Origin of the sequence: Microbacterium sp. Nx66 (genome assembly GCF_904066215.1) — a bacterium.
GTDB classification, from domain to species: domain Bacteria; phylum Actinomycetota; class Actinomycetes; order Actinomycetales; family Microbacteriaceae; genus Microbacterium; species Microbacterium meiriae.
In genome coordinates, this window is the sequence record NZ_LR880474.1 from 373,942 (window position 1) to 393,202 (window position 19,261).

The window sequence follows — 19,261 nt, forward strand, 5'->3', positions numbered from 1 at the left end:
TGCCGTACCTGCGGGAAGACCACCTGGGCGGGGTGTGGTCAGCACGTCGACGCCGTCCGCCGCACCGTGCCGGCGTCGGACTGGTGCACGGGCCATCCGAAGGACGAGGCCAAGGGCGGTCTCCTGGCCCGGCTGTTCGGCCGATGAGCGCGCCACTCCGCGTCGTCATCGTCGGCGGGGTCGCCGGCGGCATGTCGGCGGCGACCCGGCTCCGACGCCTCGACGAGTCCGCGGACATCGTCGTCTTCGAGCGCGGTCCCGAGGTCTCCTACGCCAACTGCGGTCTGCCCTACTACGTGGGCGGCGTGATCGAGGAGCGCGGCGCCCTCCTGCTGCAGACCCCGGAGTCGCTGCACCGCCGCTTCCGGCTGGACGTCCGCGTCCGTCACGACGTCGTCGGCATCGACACCGCGCGCAAGACGGTCGAGGTCGTCGATCTCGACAGCGGCCACCGGAGCACCCACCCGTACGACCGCCTCGTGCTCGCCACCGGTGCCCGGCCCCGCGGCGACGAGCCGACCGGAGCCCTCCCCGCGCGGAGCCTGCGGACCGTGGCGGATGCCGATGCGATCGAGGCCGCCCTCCGCCCCGGACTGCCGGTGGTCGTCGTCGGCGGCGGATACACGGGACTCGAGGCGGTGGAGAACCTCGTCGCCCGGGGCGCCGCGGTCACCCTGGTGCAACGCGGTGCCCAGCTGCTCGCCCCGCTGGATCCGGAGATGGCCGCCCCCCTCGCGGCCGAGGTCCGGCGCCGCGGGGTTGACGTGCGACTCGGCGTCGAGGTCGTGGCCACGGCCGCGGATTCCGTGACCCTGAGCGACGGTGCCACCCTCCCTGCGGAGTTCCTCGTCGATGCCTCCGGGGTCGTGCCCGAGGTCGGACTCGCCCGCGCCGCCAGGATCCGTCTTGGCGAGACCGGCGGCATCGCGGTCGACGAGGCCTGCCGCACCAGTGCCCCGGACGTCTTCGCGGTCGGCGACGGCGTCGAGAAGGCCGACCTCATCGGCGGTGGTGCGGCACTCGTGACCATGGCCGGTCTCGCCAACCGCCACGGCCGGATGGTCGCTGACGTCATCGCGGGGCGGGAGGAGTCAGCGCCCCCCGCGCTCGGCACCGGCATCGTGCAGGTGTTCGGTCTGGCCGCCGCGAAGACCGGATGGAGCGAGAAGCAGCTCCGTGCCGCGGGCCGCGACTTCTACGCCGTGCATGTGCATCCGGCGTCGCACGCCGGCTACTACCCGGGCGCGGAGACCCTCTCGATGAAGCTCCTTGCCGACCCCGCCACCGACCGCATCCTCGGGGCGCAGATCGTGGGTCGTGACGGCGTGGACAAGCGGATCGACGTCATCGCGACGGCGCTGCACGCGGGCGTCACCGCCTCCGGGCTCGCGCACCTCGAGCTCGCGTATGCCCCGCAGTTCGGCTCCGCGAAGGACGCCGTGAACATCCTCGGATACGTGGCCGAGAACACCCGCAGCGGCACCACGCCGACCCTCCAGTGGCACGAGCTCGACGACGCCCTGCAGGCGGGCGCAGCCCTCATCGACGTCCGCTCCGCGGGCGAGTATGCGAACGGCGCCATCCCCGGCGCGCGGAACATCCCGCTCGACGAGCTGCGCGACCGCCTCGACGAGCTGCCGGACGGGCCCCTCGTGGTGCACTGCCAGGTCGGTCTCCGGGGGCACATCGCCACCCGGCTGCTGCGGCACCACGGGCGCGAGGTGCGCAATCTCGACGGCGGCTACCGCACCTGGCGGGACGCGACCGCAGAGTGCTGAGCTCGACGCGTTCACAACTCAGGAGAACCGGCGCACCTGCGCCCGTCAGGGCCGGAACCGCGGTCTCTGCGCGCCGTACTCCTGAGTTGTGAACGCCACCCGGCTCAGACGAGCCGGGCGGTCGTGCCGCGGACGTTGAGCTCGTACGGCAGGGCGGCGGGCGGGCGCACGGCTTCCGGGTCGGTGAGCTTCGCGAGGACCGCGTCGGCCGCCCGTTCGCCCTGTCCGAGCGGGAACTGGTCGACCGTGGTGAGGCGAAAGAACTCGCCGAGCTCATGGCCGTCGATGCCCACGATGGACAGGTCCCCCGGCACCGCGAAGCCGAGGTCGCGCGCGGCGAGGAGCGCCCCGATCGCCATCTCGTCCGACGCGGCGAACACCGCGGTGGGACGCGGCCCCGGACGCCCGAGGAGCTGCTTCGCGGCGCGGTAGCCGCCCTCCACCGTGAAGTCCGCGGGCTCCAGGAACGCGGGGTTCAGGGGGATGCCGGCCGTGGCCAGTGCCCGCTCGAACCCGAGTCGTCGGTTCGTGGGGATGTGGAAGTCGATGTCGAACTCGGGGTTCGCGCCGATGTGGGCGATCTCGGTGTGGCCGAGGCCGAGCAGGTGCTCCGTCGCGAGCTGCGCCACGGCGACGTCGTCGACCGTGAGCGTGTCGAGCTTCGGATTGGGGCCGCCGATCGCGATGACGGGCAGACCGAGGTCGAGGAGCTGCTGGGTCTCGTCCTCGTCCAGCTCGATGGACACGGCGATCACGGCGTCGACCCGCTGGCGGCGCAGGAACGTGTCGAACACGTGGCGGCGCACGTCCTTGTCGGCGGTGATGTTGTAGAGCGTGATGTCGTAGCCGGCCCGCATCAGGGCCGCGGAGACCCCGGACAGTACGGTGCTGAAGAACCAGCGGTCGAGGAACGGCACCACGACTCCGATGTTGCGGGTGCGCCCCGACGCGAGGCTCGAGGCGCGGGAGGAGACCACGTATCCGAGCGAGGCGGCGGCGGCCTGCACGCGCTCGCGCGCGGACTCCGACACGTGCCCGCGGCCGCTCAGCGCGCGCGAGACCGTCGCGGTGGAGACGCCGGCGAGCCGGGCGACCTCGTCGATGCTCGCCATCGTCGTTCCTTCGGATCGGAGACGCCCGTGCCGCGCCCCGGGTGGAGCGCGCCACGGGCGCCGCGGTGTCAGGCCGTGGTGTACCAGACGGCGGTGTCGACCGGGACCTGGGCGCCGTCGAAAGGCTGGCTGCGGAGCAGGACGACCGCGCCTTCCGGAAGGTCGAGCGGAGCCGTGCCGAGGTTCGCCAGCACGTGGACCTCACCGCGACGGAAGGCCACGGCGTCGGGGCCGGCGTCCTCCCACACCAGCGACCCGGTGCCGAATCCGAACTCGCGACGACCGGCGAGCAGGCGCTTGTACAGGGCCAGGGTCGACGCCGGGTCGACCTCCTCGACGTCCCGGGCGTAGGCCGCCCAGTCCGCGGGCTGCGGGAGCCACGAGAGTCCGGTGTCGTTGAAGCCGAACGCCGGGGCCTCCGCCTCCCACGGCAGCGGCACACGGCAGCCGTCGCGGCCGTAGCGCTCGCCGTTCGTGCGGAACCAGGTCGGGTCCTGACGGTACTCGTCCGGGATCTCCATGGCCTCGGGCAGTCCGAGCTCTTCACCCTGGTAGAGGTAGGCGGAGCCGGGGAGCGCGAGCATCAGCGTGGTGGCCGCGCGGGCGCGGGCGAGGCCGATGGCCGTGTCCGGCTTGTCCGGGGTGTTCGGGCCGATCCCCTCGCCCTGCGGGTTGTCGATCGTGAGCGCCAGGCGCGTGGCGTGCCGCACGACGTCGTGGTTCGACAGCACCCAGGTGCTCGGTGCACCGACCGCGCCGAAGGCGTCCAGCGACTCCCGGATCACGTCGCCGAGCGCCTTCGCGTCCCACGCCGTCATCAGGTACGGGAAGTTGAAGGTCTGGTGCATCTCGTCCGGACGCACCCAGAGCGCGGTCTCCTTCAGCGTCGGCATCCAGGCCTCGCCGCAGAGCGCGCGGTCGCCGTCGTACTCCGCGAGCACCTTGTGCCAGTCGCGGTAGATCTCGTGCACGCCGTCCTGGCCCCAGTACGGCACGTTCGACTCGCCGCCGCCCATGGAGTCCGCGTCGGTGGGCGGTGTGTAGTCGGGGAGGCCCTCGGTCTTGATCATGCCGTGGGCCACATCGACCCGGAAGCCGTCGACACCGCGGTCGAGCCAGAAGCGCAGGATCGAGCGGAACTCCTCCTGCACCTCCTCGTTGTTCCAGTCGAAGTCGGGCTGCGTGGCGTCGAAGATGTGCAGGTACCACTGACCCGGCGTGCCGTCGGCCTCGGTGACGCGCTGCCACATGCCGCCGCCGAACACCGACTCCCAGTTGTTCGGGGGCAGTTCGCCGTTCTCACCGCGGCCGTCGCGGAAGATGTAGCGTGCGCGCTCCGGGCTGCCCGGCGCGGCCTTGAGCGCCTCCTGGAACCAGGGGTGCTGGTCGGACGAGTGGTTCGGGACGAGATCGACGATCACGCGGATGTCGCGGGCGTGGGCCTCGGCGAGCATGAGGTCGAAGTCGGCGAGCGTGCCGAACAGCGGGTCGACGTCGCGGTAGTCGGCCACGTCGTAGCCGGCGTCGCGCTGCGGGCTCGTCATGAACGGGCTGAGCCAGATCGCGTCGACGCCGAGCTCCTGCAGCGAGTCGAGGCGACTCGTGATGCCGGGGAGATCGCCGATGCCGTCGCCCGACGCGTCCGCGAAGGAGCGGGGGTAGATCTGGTAGATGACGGCGCTGCGCCACCACTCGGAACCGGGGGCTGCGATCTGTTCGAGCTGTGCCATGCGATCAGGCTACTGCAAACGCTTACAGTCCCGCCACCACAGGTATCGAAACGGTTCGGTGATCCCTTTCGCCCTCTCCGCCGACCCACCCCTTTCCGTCCGACCCACCCCCTTGCGGACGGCCGGAAGGGGCCGGGAGGAACGGAAGGGGGTGGGTCGACAGGGGATGAGAGTCAGGGCGTGGGCATGCCGCCGTTGACGTTCAGGGTCTCGCCGAGCACGTAGCTCGACTCCGGGGAGGCGAGGAAGACGTACGCGGGGGCGAGCTCGGCGGGCTGACCCATCCGGCCGAGCGGAGTGTCCTGGCCGAACTGCGCGATCTTCTCCTGCGGCTGCCCGTCACTCGGCTGCAGCGGGGTCCAGATCGGTCCGGGAGCCACGGCGTTCACGCGGATGCCCTTGGGTGCGAGCTGCTGGGCGAGGCCCTTCGTGAACGCGTTGATGGTCGACTTGGTCGACGCGTAGTCGACGAGGATGTCCGACGGCGAGTAGGCCTGGATGGAGGTCGTGTTGATGATCGTCGACCCCGCGGGGAGGTGCGGCAGGGCGGCCTTCGTGATCCAGAACATCGCGTACACGTTGGTCTTGAACGTGTCGTCGAACTGCTCGTCCGTCACGTCGGTGAGGGACTCCTGGAAGACCTGCTTACCGCCGTTGTTGACGAGGATGTCGAGTCCGCCGAGCGCCGCGACGGCCTCGGCCACCAGGGTCCGGCAGTACTCCGGGTCGCGCAGGTCGCCGGGGATGGTGGCCACGGTGGCACCCGCCTCGCGGAGGATCCCGGCGATGCGGCTGGCGTCCTCCTCCTCTTCGGGGAGGTAGGAGATCGCGACGTCGGCCCCCTCGCGAGCGAACGCGATGGCGGTGGCCGCGCCGATGCCGGAGTCGCCGCCTGTGATGAGCGCCTTGCGTCCGGTCAGTCGTCCGGTGCCGCGGTACGACTCCTCGCCGAGGTCGGCCTTCGGGGTGAGGTCCGCGTCGAGACCGGGCTCGCGCATGTGCTGCTTCTGCGGCTGGATGTCGGCGTAGAGCTCGACCGGGTTGGTGAAGGTGTACTGGTCGCGGGACATGGGGTGTCCTTTCCGGGAGGTCGGGGACGGGAGGACCATCGTGCGCCTCGCGCTCCGGGTCCGGCAAACGCCTTGCACGCGTCCGGTCGCTTTGGTACACGCGCATGTGGCCGAAAGACACTTCCCCTCGAGCCTCCTGTCATGACAGGGTGGCGAACATCCCCCCGTGTCGCTCGCGGCATGTCCCTGGGGGGGTCCTGCCGTCGAGAGGTCGTGATGTCCGCTTCCGCCCGCCGATCCGCGCCCTGGGCGGTCGTCGCCGCTCTCGTCGTCGGCGCCGTGCTCGTCGGTGCCGCCCCCGCCGTGTCCGATGCGTTCGGCACGCGCGTGCAGCCCCCGGCCGACCCGGTGAACGACCCCGCCGCTTCGGTCGCGCTCGCCTACGAGTTCCTCGACGCCCGGGTCGACGAGTTCTGCGACGGCGAAGGCCGGTGCCTGCCGCGCAGCTACGAGGGCGGATTCTTCACCACGCCGTCCTGGGACTTCACGCCCTCCTTCGTCTACGACGACGCCCTTGTCGTCATCGCCTACACCGCCCGCGGTCTGCCGGACGACCTGCGCCGCGCGCAAGCTGTCGCGGACACCCTCCTCTTCGTGCAGGAGAACGACCCCATCGGCGACGGCCGCGTCCGCACCTCGTACGAACCGCACGGCATCCGTCAGGGCCGCATGGAGATCACCGGACCCGGCACCTTCACCGGCAACCAGGCCTGGGTGGGTATGGCGCTCGCCCGCCTCTTCCACGCCACCGGCGAGACGCGGTATCTCGACGGCGCGGTGCGCATCGCGGAGTGGATCCAGGACAACACCGCCGACATGACCCGCGCGCCCTACGGCTACACCGGTGGGCAGACCGATGCCGGGGTGCCGCTGGAGTGGAAGTCCACCGAGCACAACAGCGACATCGCCGGGTTCTTCACGCAGCTCGCCCAGCTCACGGGCGACGCGGTGTGGGCGGAGCGGGCGGCGGTGGCCGCAGGCTTCGTCGCGGCGATGCAGAGCGCCGACGGGCACGTGGACACCGGGACACTGCTGGACGGCAGCACGATCAACACCCGCCCGATCCCGCTCGACGCGCAGACGTGGAGCCTCCTCGGCACCGGGGACGCCCGGTACGGAGCGGCCGTCGACTGGACGCTCGCGCACCTCGTGGCCCAGGACGGTCCCTACCGAGGCCCGTCGATCAGTGACGTGGACGTGTCCAAGGTCTGGTTCGAGGGGAGCGGACACCTCGCCCTCGCGCTGCAGGAACGCGGGGCCCCTGGTGACCAGGCGCGCGCGGAGGAGCTGCTGGCCGACATCCGACTGGTGCAGCGCGACGCGGCGAACGGCGACGGCAAGGGCATCGTGGCGACTTCGACCGACGGACTCGACTCCGGCTTCGGCGACCTCTACTACGCGAGCCTGCACACCGGCACGACGGCCTGGTACCTGCTCGCGGCCGTGGGCGACAACCCCTTCCGTCTCCCCTGACCTCGTCCGTCGACCCGGCCCCTTGCGGTCGGCCCGGCCTCTTCGGTGCGCCCGCAAGGGGGTGGGACGCACGCAGAGGGGTGGGTCGACGGAGGGGTCAGGCGGCGACGCGGGCGACGGCGGCGATCGCGCTCGTGAAGAAGTCGAGACCGTCCACCCCGCTGCGCATCGCGACGGCGGTGTCCGGACCGAAACCGGGCTCCGTGGCGTGCTCGGGGTGCGGCATCAGTCCCACGACGTTGCCGGCCTCGTTCGTCAGCCCCGCGATGTCGCGCAGCGAGCCGTTCGGGTTCACGCCGGCATAGCGGAACGCCACGAGACCCTCGCCCTCGATGCGGTCGAGCGTCTGCTCGTCGGCGATGTAGCCGCCGTCCGCGTTCTTCAGCGGGATGATGATCTCCTGGCCGGTGCGGAAGGCGTTGGTCCACGCGGTGTCGGCGTTCTCGACCGTGAGCTTCTGGTCGCGGCGGACGAAGTGCTGGTGCCCGTTGCGGATCAGGCCGCCGGGGAGCAGGTGCGCCTCGACGAGCATCTGGAAGCCGTTGCAGATGCCGAGAACGGGCATGCCCTTCGCGGCAGCGTCCTTGACCTCGCTCATGATGGGCGAGAGCGCGGCGATGGCGCCGGCGCGCAGGTAGTCGCCGTAGCTGAAGCCGCCGGGGAGGACGAGGGCGTCGACGCCCTCGAGGTCGTGCGAGCCGTGCCACAGGGCGACCGGCTCGGCTCCCGCGATGCGGACGGCGCGCTGCGCGTCGACGTCGTCCAGCGAGCCGGGGAAGGTGACGACGCCGATGCGGACGGTCACTCCGCCACCTCGACGCCCACGACGTCTTCGATCACGGAGTTCGACAGGACCTCGTCGGCGAGGCGACGGGCCTCGGCGAGGACCTCGTCGGTGACCTCGCCCTCGACCGTGAGCTCGAAGCGCTTGCCGATGCGGACGTCGGTGAAGCCCTCGACGCCGAGGCGGGCGAAGGCGCCGGAGACGGCCTTGCCCTGCGGGTCGAGCAGTTCGGGCTTGGGCATGACGTCGACGACGATGGTGGGCATGACGGCTCCAAGAGTCGCGGGCGGACGGGCGGTTTCAGTCTACCGGCTCGCCGATGCTCCGCCGAGACCCCGGGCTCCCGTCCAGACCCCGCCCTGCGCCCGCCGCTACATCGGGGTGTCGGCGGGAAACCGGGGTCTCGGCGTCAGAGGGGGTCAGGAGTGGAAGACGGTGTGGAGGTCGCCGATCGCCTCGCGGCCGCCGAGGCCGTCGATCTCGAAGAGCACCGAGATGCCGGCGACGTGGCTGCCGAGGCGCTCGACGAGCTGGCGACCGGCGGCCAGGGTGCCCCCGGTCGCGAGCACGTCGTCGATGAGGAGCACGCGGGAGCCCGCGGGCAGATCGTCGTGCATCTCGATGGTCGCGGTGCCGTATTCGAGGGCGTAGTCGACGGACGCCGCGGGCCGGGGGAGCTTGCCGGCCTTGCGGATCGGGATCAGCCCGACGCCTGCGGCGATGGCGGCCGCCCCGGCGAGGATGAAGCCGCGAGCCTCGATGCCGGCCACCACGTCGAACCGCCCCGCGAAGGGCTCGATGATCGCCTCGGTCGTCACGCGGAGGGCCTCGGCGTCGGCGAGGAGCGGCGTGATGTCGCGGAAGATGATGCCGGGCTCCGGGTAGTCCGGGATGCTGCGGATCAGGGATTCGGCGCGGGTGAGGGCGGGGGAGAGGGTGGCTTCGGGCACCGGACAAGGGTACGCCGCGTTCACAACTCCGGAGAATTCGCGGGCTCCGGGCCGGCGGCGCTCGAACGGCGGCATCGGATCCCGATTCTCCTGAGTTGTGAACGGGGACCGGCGGGCACCCGGCACCCTTGACATCGTGGGAGCGCTCCCATAGAGTTCACGGAAGTTCGTGGGAGCGCTCCCACGACTCACCCACGCACCACCACCCGCACGAACCCACAAAGGAGTGAACCGTGAACTCACGTGCCCGCACCCGGATCCTGGCGACAGCCGCCGTGGCATCCGTCTCCGCTCTCGCCCTGGCCGGCTGCTCCGGCAGCACCGGCGGCGACGGCGACACCGGCGGCAGCGCCGACGAGAAGGTCACACTGACCGTCACCACCTTCGGCACCTTCGGCTACGACGACCTCTACGAGGAGTACGAGAAGGCGCACCCGAACGTGACGATCGAGGCCACCAACATCGACACCGGCGGCAACGCCCGCACCGACGCCTTCACCAAGATCGCCGCCGGCTCCGGCCTCAGCGACATCGTCGCGATCGAGGAGGGCTGGCTCGGCGCCATCATGGACGTCTCCGACACCTTCGTCGACCTGCGCGACTACGGCATCGAGGACCGCAAGGACGACTGGGTCGACTGGAAGTACGGTCAGGCCACCGACGCCGAGGGCCGCGTCATCGGCTACGGCACCGACATCGGCCCGAGCGGCATCTGCTACAACGGCGCCGCGTTCGAGGCTGCCGGCCTGCCCAGCGACCGCGAGTCCGTCGCCGAACTGCTCAACGGCGACTGGGAGAACTACTTCCAGGTCGGTGCCGACTACACCGAGAAGACCGGCAAGGCCTGGTACGACCACTCCGGCTTCGTCTGGAACGCCATGGTCAACCAGCTCGACGAGGGCTACTACACCGCCGACGGTGAGCTGAACGTCGAGGGCAACGACGAGCTCCAGGAGCGCTTCGAGCTCCTCGGTGCCGCGACCGAGGGCGGTCAGTCCGCAGCGCAGACCGCGTGGGACTGGAACGGCGGCAAGTCGTTCGTCGACGGCACCTTCGCCACCTTCGTCTGCCCCGGCTGGATGCTCGGCGTCGTGCAGGGTCAGGTCGAGGCCGGCGGCGGCGACGCGTCGACCGGCTGGGACTTCGCGGACGTGTTCCCCGGCGGCGCGGCCAACTGGGGCGGCGCGTTCCTGTCGATCCCGGAGTCCTCGGAGCACAAGGAGGCCGCGGCCGAGCTCGCCGACTGGCTGACGCAGCCCGAGCAGCAGGTGAAGCAGTCCGCCGCCGCGGGCAACTTCCCCTCGACCATCAAGGCGCAGGAGTCCCTCGCCGACGAAGCCACGCCCAACGCGTTCTTCAACGACGCGCCGACCGGCGCCATCCTCGCCGAGCGTGCCAAGGGCGTCGTCGCGCAGTTCAAGGGCGCCGACGACTCGGTGATCCAGGAGAACGTCTTCGGCCCGGCGCTGAGCGCACTCGACCGCGGTGAGACCGACACGCAGGGCGCCTGGGACCAGGCGATCGGCCTGCTGGACGACCTCGTCGGCTGATCATCTCGCTTCGACAGGCTCAGCGACCCAGAGTGGACGCCCAGCGCCCCGAGTGGACGCTCAGCGCCCCGAGTGGACGCTCAGCGCCCCGAGTGGACGCCCAGCGCCCCGAGTGGACGCCCAGCGCCCCGAGTGGACGCCCAGCGCCCCGAGTGGGTGGCTGAGCCTGTCGAAGCCCGGCAAAGGACACGCCCATGACCCTCACCGCCCCGCCGGCGGAGCCGCAGGCCGCCGCCCCCGTGGCGGCGGACGCTCCGCCGCGACGCTCCTGGCGCACCCGCGTCTCCCGTTTCGACCACCGCGCCTCTCCGTACTTCTACATCTCCCCGTTCTTCCTCCTCTTCGGGCTCATCGGCCTCTTCCCGCTGCTGTACACGGTGTGGGTCGCGGTGCACGAGTGGGATCTGTTGAAGGGCGAGGGGCCGTTCGTCGGCTTCGGCAACTTCGCGGCGATCCTCGGCGACGGCATGTTCTGGAACTCCATCCGGAACACGCTGAGCATCTTCCTGCTCTCCGCCATCCCGCAGCTCGCCGTCGCGCTGGTGATCGCGTACCTGCTGGACCGCGGACTGCGGACGCCGACGTTCTGGCGGATGAGCGTCCTCATCCCCTTCGTGGTGACGCCGGTCGCCGTGGCGATCATCTTCTCGAGCATCTTCAACGAGGCGGACGGGCTGGCCAACAACCTCCTCAACCTCGTCGGCATCGCCGATCAGCAGTGGAAGCACGACACGTTCCTGTCGCACATCGCGATCGCGGTCATGGTGAACTTCCGCTGGACCGGCTACAACGCCCTCATCCTCCTCGCCGCGATGCAGGCCGTGCCGCGCGACCTCTACGAATCGGCCGCCCTGGACGGTGCCGGGGCTGTGCGGCGGTTCTTCGCCATCACGATCCCCACCATCCGTCCGACGCTGATCTTCGTCATCATCACGGCGACCATCGGCGGCCTGCAGATCTTCGCCGAACCGCGTCTGTTCGACGTCTCCACCGCGGGCGGCATCGGCGGCAGCGATCGGCAGTTCCAGACCACGGTGCTGTTCCTCTGGGAGCTGGCGTTCTTCCGCCGGAACCTCGGCGAGGCCTCGGCCGTCGCGATCCTGCTGTTCCTCCTCATCGTCGCGATCGGCCTCATCAACTTCCTGATCTCCCGGCGCATCGCCACCGGAGACGCCCCGAAGAACCGCGCGGCCCGACGCCGCATCCGCCCGACCGGAAAGGAGGAGGCGCGATGACCGCCACCCAGGCCCTCAGCGTGCCGGAGCGGATCCGCCGCCGGCGCGGCGCCGCGAGCGGGAGCGCCGGCCTCGGCAGCCGCCCCGGCTTCCTCACCTACGGGCTCCTCGCGGCCTTCGTCATCGGCGGCGCCTACCCGCTGTGGTGGTCGTTCGTCGTGGCGAGCGGGACCAACGCGACCCGCGGTGAGACCCTGCCCCTCATCCCCGGCGGCAACTTCCTCGCGAACGCGGCGAAGGTGTTCGATGCGATCCCGTTCTGGCTCGCGCTCGGCAACTCGTTCCTCATCTCGACGATCATCACGATCTCCGTCGTCACGTTCTCGACCCTCGCCGGCTATGCGTTCGCGAAGCTGCGCTTCCGCGGGCGGGACGGCCTCATGGTGTTCGTGATCGCGACCATGGCCATCCCCACGCAGCTCGGCATCATCCCGCTGTTCATGCTCATGCGCGAGCTCGGCTGGACGGGGACGATCGGCGCGGTGATCGTGCCGACCCTCGTGACGGCGTTCGGGGTGTTCTTCATGCGGCAGTACCTCGTGGACGTCATCCCGGACGAGCTCATCGAGGCCGCCAGGGTCGACGGCGCGAACCAGCTCCGCACGTTCCTCACCGTCGGGGTGCCCGCGGCGCGGCCGGCCATGGCGATCCTCGGACTGTTCACGTTCATGACCGCCTGGACCGACTACCTCTGGCCCCTGATCGTGCTCTCCCCCCAGAACCCGACGCTGCAGACGGCGCTCAGCCAGCTGCAGTCCGGCTATTACATCGACTACTCGATCGTGCTCACCGGCGCGGTGCTCGCGACCCTTCCGCTCCTCGTGCTCTTCGTGATCGCGGGGCGGCAGCTGGTCAGTGGCATCATGGCGGGCGCGGTGAAAGGATGACCCCTATGACGCGTGCCTTCCCCTCGGACTTCCTCTTCGGTGCGGCGACCGCGGCCTACCAGATCGAGGGTGCCGCCTTCGAGGACGGACGGACGGCCTCCATCTGGGACGCCTTCTGCCGGGTGCCCGGGGCCGTGGTCGGCGGCGACGACGGGGATGTGGCGTGCGACCACTACCACCGGTATCCGCAGGACGTCGCGCTGATGAAGCAGCTCGGGCTGCAGACGTACCGCTTCTCCACCTCGTGGTCGCGGGTGCGCCCGGACGGCGGCGCGGTCAACCAGGCGGGGGTCGACTTCTACAGCCGTCTGGTCGACGAGCTCCTCGCGGCCGACATCCTGCCCTGGCTCACGCTGTACCACTGGGACATGCCGCAGGCCCTGCAGGAGGTCGGCGGCTGGACGAACCGCGACACCGTCGACCGCTTCCTGGAGTACGCGGGCACCATGCACGACGCCCTCGGCGACCGCGTGAACGTGTGGACGACCCTCAACGAGCCGTGGTGCTCGTCCTTCCTCTCCTACACCGGGGGCGAGCACGCCCCGGGGCACACGAGCATCGCCGAGGGACTGCTGGCCTCGCACCACCTGCTCCTCGCGCACGGTGCGACGGTGCGCGAGCTCCGCGGTCGCGATGCCTCCCTCAACCTCGGCATCACGCTGAACCACACGGTCGCCGATCCCGCCGACCCGCAGAACCCCGCGGACGTGGACGCCGCCCGGCGGCTGGACGGCCAGTTCAACCGCTGGTTCCTCGACCCCATCTACCGCGGCGCGTATCCCGCCGACACCGTGGAGGACATCCGCGCGGTGGACCCCGACGCGGTCGCGCGGTTCGAGGCGGCGGTGCACGAGGGCGACCTCGACACGATCGCGCAGCCCATCGACACGCAGGGCGTGAACTACTACCACGGCGACCTCGTGTCCGGCACGGGGCCCGACGACGCCCCGGTCTCCAGCGGCCCGGAGACGGCACACGTGACCCGGAGCCCGTACCCCTCGCACGAGGGCATCCACGCGGTCGAGCGCGGGCTGCCCCGCACCGCCCAGGGCTGGGAGGTCCAGCCGGAGGGACTCACGCGACTGCTGCAGCGGTTGTGGACCGAGTACGCCGAGCCCGCGGGAGTCGTGCTCTCGGTGACGGAGAACGGCGCGGCCTATGACGACACGGTCGTGGTGGCGGACGGGGAGACCCGGGTGCCCGATGCCGACCGCACCGCGTTCCTGCGCGCGCACCTCGACGCCGTGCTGGACGCCAGGGACAGCGGTGTGGACGTGCGCGGCTACTTCTACTGGTCCCTGTTCGACAACTTCGAGTGGGCGTGGGGGTACGACAAGCGCTTCGGGATCGTCCGCGTGGACTACGACACCCAGGAGCGGACGGTCAAGGATTCCGGCCGCGAGTACGCCCGGATCATCGCCGCGCGCTCCCTCTGACCCGTTCGAATCGCCCGATTGGCTCCATCCGCGGCAGAGATGGGACCAATCGGGCGATTCGAAGCGGGGATTTTCACGGGCGGGGTCCGGGTGGATGAGAATGGGGCGATGGAAGAGAGCAAGCGATGATGTCGCCCCGGGCGACCATCGAGGAGGTCGCGACGGCCGCCGGCGTGTCCCGGTCGACCGTGTCGCGGGTCGTCAACGGGTCGACGGCGGTCAGCCCGGAAGCGCTCGCCGCCGTGCGCGCCGCGATCGACGAGCTCAACTACGTGCCGAACCGGGCCGCGCGCTCCCTCGCCTCCCGGCAGACGCACGCGATCGCCCTCATCGTCCCCGAGGACACGTCGCGCTTCTTCGGCGACCCGTTCTTCGCAGCGATCGTGGCCGGCATCACCGGCGCCCTCCGCAGCTCCGACTACCTCCTGAACCTGCTGATCGCGAGCGACGACCCCGGCGACAAGATGACCAGCTTCGTGCGCAACGGCGGCGTCGACGGTGCTCTCATCGTGTCGCACCACACGAGTGACGCCTTCGTCGACCGGATCGCCGACGCGGTCCCCGTCGTCTACGGCGGCCGCCCGGTGCGCCGCGCCGAGGGGGACTACGTGGTCGACGTCGACAACGTCGCGGGAGCGCGCGAAGCCACGCAGCGCCTCGTCGACATCGGACGCACCCGCATCGCCACGATCTCCGGCCCGCTCACGATGCCCTCGTCGACCGACCGCGTGCAGGGGTTCCGCGCCGCGCTCGCCGCCGCCGGTCTCACCCCCTTCGCGGAGGAGGAGGGCGACTACAGCGAGGCGAGCGGAGCCGACGCCGCCCGCCGGCTGCTCGCGGAAGGGCGGCCGGACGCGATCTTCGTCGCCAGCGACCTCATGGCCCGAGGGGCGCTGACGGCGCTGCGGGGCGCCGGGGTGCGGGTGCCCGAGGACATCGCGCTCGTCGGCTTCGACGACTCGTCGGTGGCGCTGACCACCGATCCGCCGCTGACGACCATGCGCCAGCCCATGTACGCCCAGGGCGAGGCGATGACGCAGGTGCTGCTCTCCCGGCTCGCGGGAGAGGATCCGCCGCGAACCACGATCCTGCCGACGGAGCTCGTCGTCCGCGGTTCCGCCTGAGCCGCGTCGACCCCGGACACGGGTGAGGCCCGATCGCGGACGACCGGGCCTCGGTGGTGCCGGAGCGAGTCCGACGAGAGGGTCAGTTCCCGTAGAGGGAGACGACCCCGGTGCGGTCGGCGGTGGTCATCGAGAGGTCGTCCGAGCTGCCGTTGCACTGCGGGTAGTGCATGATCGACGACGAGTCGTACGGGGTGAGCGGACGCCAGTTGTTGTCCTCGAAGCAGGTGCCGGCCTCCGGACGGGTGTGCTCGTGGCGGAAGCCGAGCACGTGGCCGAGCTCATGGCCGAGCACGTTCGTCGGCGTCCACGCTCCGGCGCTCCAGATCGAGTCGTCGATGAGCACGTTCTGCTGCCGGGCCGGCGTGCTGGGGAAGAACGCACGGGCGATGTACTGCGTCGTGGCCACCGGCTCGACGGAGAACACGACGGCGTTGTTCCGCGTGGTGCAGTTGGCGTCCGCGCTGCTCACGTACCGGAAGTCGATCTTCGAGGACGCGGACTCCCAGAGCGCGGCGCCGCCCTCCATCGCCCGGACGACGTCGGCGTGACGGCTGCCGAACTTCGTGCTCACGCAGTAGGTGAGGTTGGCCACCTGCGACGCCGACCACTTGTCGTCGATGTTGTTGACCGTGTTGACGATGAGGCCGTCGTTGCGGGTCTCGGGGCCGATCAGCCGGTCGTAGAAGGCGCGCAGCTCCTTCTTTCCGGAGATCACCTCGTCGCCGTTGACGACGTAGGCGCCGTCCACGTCCCGATAGGTGGACGACGCGAACTCCTGGTACGAGGGCGCGGAGTCGTCGGGCGACGCGGCCGTGGCGGGGATGACCGCGCTGAGGCTGAGCGCGGCCGCCGCGGTGGCGGCGAGCGCGAGTTTCTTGGTGAATCGCATGGAAGATCCTCTTCGATCTGAGCGGTGCCGCGCGTCCGGTGGGCGAGCGGTCTCCGGTCCGGACGGTGAGCATCGCTGCCACCGAGGGGCCGAAGCCCGCTCACGCTAACCGCGCCGTTTCGACGGGGTCAAGGCGCGACACGGCCCGTCGTGCGCTTTCTGTACTCAGGTCAGGAATCCGCCCGATGGGTCACCGCCGAAGGTCCCGTCGGCGCTCGGCCGGACGTCGGCACCGGTGGTCGACGACCGGGCCTGGTCCTCGGTCCGTCGTCGTATGCCGGAGGTCGAGGAGGGCCACGGACGCATCTCCGCCTCCCCCTCCATCGGCTGGAGACGCGTCCGTGGCTGCTGCGGCGAACCCCCGCGCCGCGAGTGCTCGCACCCTCCATAGGTTGAACGAGCATTCAGTGATTAATCTATCCCGAGACGGCCCGTGAGGGAATTCCGCCGGACCCGAAAGGTGGATGCCGTATGGCGCGATCGGATGAGCAGAATCGTCTGGCCCGCGAACGCGCCAGGGAGAACATCCTCCAGGCGGCGATCGAGGTCTTCAGCGAGCGTGGCGTCGCCGGGGCGGGCATCGCGGAGATCACCCGTCGCGCCGGAGTGGCGCAGGGGCTGGTGAACTATCACTTCGGCGGCAAGGACCAGCTCGTCGCCGCGGTGATCGACCGCTGGTTCGAGACGGTCCTGGCCTTCGCGCAGGTCGAGGGCACGCCCGACGAGATGCTCGCCGCCATCATCGACGGGGCGATCGGTGCGACGGCCTTCGCGATGCCCTTGCAGCGTGCGGTGCTCGCCATGCAGCAGCAGCCGCTGACGCATCGCCTGTTCGCGGAATCGGAGCAGCGCTATGCCGAAGGCGCGACGGCCGCGGAGGACGCCGTGCGCGCCGTCTTCCGCGCCCGAGGTGCCGAGGACCCGGCCCTGGAGGAGGTCATGCTCCGCAGCACCCTGGAGGGGGTGTTCGTGAAGTACTGCGTCTTCGGCGACACCTATCCGCTCGAGGATGCGCGGCGCTGGCTGCACCGGCGGTACGGGCTCCCGGAGCCGGACGCTGCGCTGCCGGGCGTGCCGGCGTCATACCGGGGCGAGGAGCCTCGACCCCGCGCGACAGCGGCGCTGCGGACCGACGCGACCTGAGCCGCGGCGCCGCTCAGCCGAGCTGCATCCGCGCGAACGCGCCGAGCACGACCCGCTCCGACTGCACGAGGTACCGCTCCAGCTCCGCCGCTCCGGCCTCGGCACCGCGGGTCAGGAAGGTGTCGAGCACGGCGCGGTTCTTCCGGACGAACGGCTCGTGCAGGGCGCGGGGGTCGTCGATCTTGAGGAACGCGAGGCGCAGCTCCGCCGCGACGTTCCGGTAGGTGCGGGCGAGGCGCGGGCTGTCGGCGAGGTCGACCAGCGCGACGTGGAACGCCATGTTGGCACTGCCGACCGCGCGCCAGGCGGACGTGTCGTCGGGGGAGACCCCGGCCACGGCGGCCTCGGCCGCGGCGACCGCGTCGGTCATGCGCTGGACGGCGGGATGCTCCGGTTCGGACTGCCGGAGAGCCGTGCACTCGATGACCCGGCGAGCCCGGTAGATGTCGATGACGTCGGCGATCGAGGGTGAGGCCACGGAGACGCCGCGGTGCGGGATGTGCTCGACGAGTCCCTGTTCCGCGAGCACCCGGAACGCCTCGCGCAGGGTGTTGCGGGACACGTCGAAGCTCTCCGACAGCGCCGACTCGGACAGCCGGGAGCCCGGGGCGACGTCGCCGTCGATGATGCGCTGACGGAGCACGTCGGCGAGCGGGCCCTGCTGGTTCATGCCTTCATCGTAGGGGCCGTCTCCGAGCGATGATCACACGAAAGCAACCGCGCTGTAGCACGACGGAAACATGATTGTTGAACAATCTGGTTCTGTCCGTTCTACACTGGGGGTCACCCGACACCCACCAACGACGATGGGACCCCCCTATGTCCGAGCAGTCCGCCCCCGCCCTCACCCCCGAGGACGAAGCCCGCGCCGCCCACGCGAAGAAGCGCGCCGGCCGCAGTGCCGTCATCGGCGCCATCTTCCTCATGGCCACGAGCGCCATCGGTCCGGGGTTCATCACCCAGACCGCGACGTTCACCGCCCAGATGGGAGCCGCCTTCGCGTTCGCCATCCTCGTGTCGATCCTCGTCGACATCGCGGTGCAGCTGAACATCTGGCGCATGATCACCTCGTCCGGCAAGCGCGCCGGCGAGCTCGCCAACAGCGCCATCCCCTTCTCCGGCCATGTGATCGCCGTGCTCGTCGTCATCGGCGGGCTCGCGTTCAACATCGGCAACATCGCCGGTGGCGGCCTCGGCCTCAACGCGCTGCTCGGGATCGACCCGAAGATCGGCGGCGCGCTCACCGCGGCCCTCGCCATCATCATCTTCCTCGTGAAGAAGGCCGGGAAGGTGATGGACATCGTGCTCATCGTCCTGGGCATCGCGATGATCGTGATGACGCTCGTCGTCGCGTTCATCGCCCAGCCGCCGGTCGGCGACGCCCTGCGCCAGACCTTCGTGCCCGACCAGCTCAACTTCGCCACCATCACCACGATCGTCGGCGGCACGGTCGGCGGCTACATCACCTACTCCGGCGCCCACCGCTACCTCGACTCCGGCCACGTGGGCCCGCAGTACGCGAAGCCCGTCATGCGGGCCGCCGCCAACGGCATCATCGTGACCGGCATCATGCGCTACGTGCTGTTCCTCGCGATCCTCGGCGTGGTCGCCTCCGGCGTGGCGCTCGACCTCTCCTCGCAGGCCGCCAACCCGGCCGGCCAGGCGTTCGGCGCGGTGCTCGGCGACGCGGGTCTGCGGGTCTTCGGCGCGATCTTCTGGGCCGCCGCGATCAGCTCGGTCATCGGGGCCGCCTACACCTCGGCGACCTTCCTCTCGACGTTCACCGCCAAGCTCCGCGGCGGCTGGCCGCTGCAGCTCGCCACGGTCGCGTTCATCGTCGTCTCCCTCGGCGTCTACCTCGCGATCGGCACGGCCCCGGCCGCGATCCTCGTGTTCGTCGGCGGCTTCAACGGCCTGATCCTGCCCATCGGCCTGACGGTGTTCATGTACATCGGCTGGTTCCGCCGCGACCTCCTCGGCGACCAGAAGTACCCGATGTGGCTGCTCATCGCGGGCACCGTCGTGACCGCGCTCACCTGGTACATGGGCGCCGTCTCGATCGGCCCCATCTTCGCCTTCCTCGGAATCGGAGCATGA

Annotated in this window: 17 protein-coding genes; 9 read left to right on the forward strand and 8 right to left on the reverse strand. The window is 70.6% G+C overall.

The features are described 5' to 3' along the window. The first annotated feature begins 143 nt into the window (after positions 1-143). A complete protein-coding gene (locus MICNX66_RS01715; protein ID WP_187663065.1) occupies positions 144-1,778 on the forward strand; it encodes an FAD-dependent oxidoreductase in 1,635 nt (544 codons plus the stop codon). A gap of 104 nt (positions 1,779-1,882) precedes the next feature. On the opposite strand, the gene MICNX66_RS01720 is transcribed toward MICNX66_RS01715, so the two are convergent. The 3 genes from MICNX66_RS01720 to MICNX66_RS01730 form a co-directional block, all read right to left on the reverse strand. Beyond that, a complete protein-coding gene (locus MICNX66_RS01720) occupies positions 1,883-2,890 on the reverse strand; it encodes a LacI family DNA-binding transcriptional regulator (RefSeq protein ID WP_187663066.1) in 1,008 nt (335 codons plus the stop codon). Between the two features lie 68 nt (positions 2,891-2,958). Further along, entirely contained in the window at positions 2,959-4,620 is a 1,662-nt protein-coding gene (locus MICNX66_RS01725) for a glycoside hydrolase family 13 protein (protein WP_187663067.1), read from the reverse strand. Between the two features lie 173 nt (positions 4,621-4,793). Next, entirely contained in the window at positions 4,794-5,690 is an 897-nt protein-coding gene (locus MICNX66_RS01730) for an SDR family oxidoreductase (RefSeq protein WP_060923499.1), read from the reverse strand. A 216-nt stretch (positions 5,691-5,906) separates the two neighbouring features. Here MICNX66_RS01730 and MICNX66_RS01735 point away from each other — a divergent pair, with 216 nt between their 5' ends. Next, positions 5,907-7,163: a hypothetical protein gene (locus MICNX66_RS01735; RefSeq protein ID WP_187663068.1), complete on the forward strand. Its 1,257-nt coding sequence runs from the start codon at positions 5,907-5,909 to the stop codon at positions 7,161-7,163. 97 nt (positions 7,164-7,260) lie between these two features. Here the strand turns inward: MICNX66_RS01735 and purQ are convergent, their stop codons facing one another. The 3 genes from purQ to MICNX66_RS01750 all read right to left on the reverse strand — a co-directional run bounded on the left by purQ (position 7,261) and on the right by MICNX66_RS01750 (position 8,897). Next, entirely contained in the window at positions 7,261-7,968 is a 708-nt protein-coding gene (gene purQ, locus MICNX66_RS01740; protein ID WP_187663069.1) for a phosphoribosylformylglycinamidine synthase subunit PurQ, read from the reverse strand. Beyond that, positions 7,965-8,213 carry a phosphoribosylformylglycinamidine synthase subunit PurS gene (gene purS / locus MICNX66_RS01745; RefSeq protein ID WP_050304938.1) on the reverse strand — a complete coding sequence of 83 codons (249 nt, stop codon included), beginning with the start codon at positions 8,211-8,213 and terminating at the stop codon, positions 7,965-7,967. Before purS ends, purQ begins: the two co-directional genes overlap by 4 nt. A gap of 153 nt (positions 8,214-8,366) precedes the next feature. After that, a complete protein-coding gene (locus MICNX66_RS01750) occupies positions 8,367-8,897 on the reverse strand; it encodes an adenine phosphoribosyltransferase (protein WP_187663070.1) in 531 nt (176 codons plus the stop codon). Between the two features lie 233 nt (positions 8,898-9,130). Here MICNX66_RS01750 and MICNX66_RS01755 point away from each other — a divergent pair, with 233 nt between their 5' ends. From MICNX66_RS01755 to MICNX66_RS01775, 5 genes are all read left to right on the forward strand, one after another. Further along, positions 9,131-10,447, forward strand: coding sequence for an ABC transporter substrate-binding protein (locus MICNX66_RS01755; RefSeq protein WP_187663071.1), 1,317 nt, complete (start codon positions 9,131-9,133; stop codon positions 10,445-10,447). Between the two features lie 194 nt (positions 10,448-10,641). Continuing rightward, positions 10,642-11,682 carry a carbohydrate ABC transporter permease gene (locus tag MICNX66_RS01760; protein ID WP_187663072.1) on the forward strand — a complete coding sequence of 347 codons (1,041 nt, stop codon included), beginning with the start codon at positions 10,642-10,644 and terminating at the stop codon, positions 11,680-11,682. Further along, the gene (locus tag MICNX66_RS01765; RefSeq protein ID WP_187663073.1) at positions 11,679-12,569 is read left to right on the forward strand and encodes a carbohydrate ABC transporter permease; all 891 of its coding nucleotides are present in this window, start codon (positions 11,679-11,681) and stop codon (positions 12,567-12,569) included. Before MICNX66_RS01760 ends, MICNX66_RS01765 begins: the two co-directional genes overlap by 4 nt. Positions 12,570-12,574: 5 nt before the next feature. Next, the gene (locus tag MICNX66_RS01770) at positions 12,575-14,005 is read left to right on the forward strand and encodes a GH1 family beta-glucosidase (protein ID WP_187663074.1); all 1,431 of its coding nucleotides are present in this window, start codon (positions 12,575-12,577) and stop codon (positions 14,003-14,005) included. Positions 14,006-14,133: 128 nt separating this feature from the next. Beyond that, positions 14,134-15,129: a LacI family DNA-binding transcriptional regulator gene (locus MICNX66_RS01775; protein ID WP_187664081.1), complete on the forward strand. Its 996-nt coding sequence runs from the start codon at positions 14,134-14,136 to the stop codon at positions 15,127-15,129. 82 nt (positions 15,130-15,211) lie between these two features. Here the strand turns inward: MICNX66_RS01775 and MICNX66_RS01780 are convergent, their stop codons facing one another. Next, the gene (locus MICNX66_RS01780; protein ID WP_187663075.1) at positions 15,212-16,021 is read right to left on the reverse strand and encodes a M57 family metalloprotease; all 810 of its coding nucleotides are present in this window, start codon (positions 16,019-16,021) and stop codon (positions 15,212-15,214) included. A gap of 471 nt (positions 16,022-16,492) precedes the next feature. Here MICNX66_RS01780 and MICNX66_RS01785 point away from each other — a divergent pair, with 471 nt between their 5' ends. Then, on the forward strand, positions 16,493-17,164 hold the full coding sequence (locus MICNX66_RS01785) for a TetR/AcrR family transcriptional regulator (protein WP_187663076.1): 672 nt from the start codon (positions 16,493-16,495) through the stop codon (positions 17,162-17,164). 13 nt (positions 17,165-17,177) lie between these two features. On the opposite strand, the gene MICNX66_RS01790 is transcribed toward MICNX66_RS01785, so the two are convergent. Beyond that, complete coding sequence (locus tag MICNX66_RS01790) at positions 17,178-17,834, reverse strand: GntR family transcriptional regulator (protein ID WP_187663077.1); 657 nt, start codon at positions 17,832-17,834, stop codon at positions 17,178-17,180. 149 nt (positions 17,835-17,983) lie between these two features. On the opposite strand from MICNX66_RS01790, the gene MICNX66_RS01795 reads away from it, so the two are divergent. Further along, positions 17,984-19,261 (forward strand): NRAMP family divalent metal transporter, encoded by a 1,278-nt coding sequence (locus tag MICNX66_RS01795; RefSeq protein ID WP_187663078.1) that lies wholly within the window; start codon positions 17,984-17,986, stop codon positions 19,259-19,261.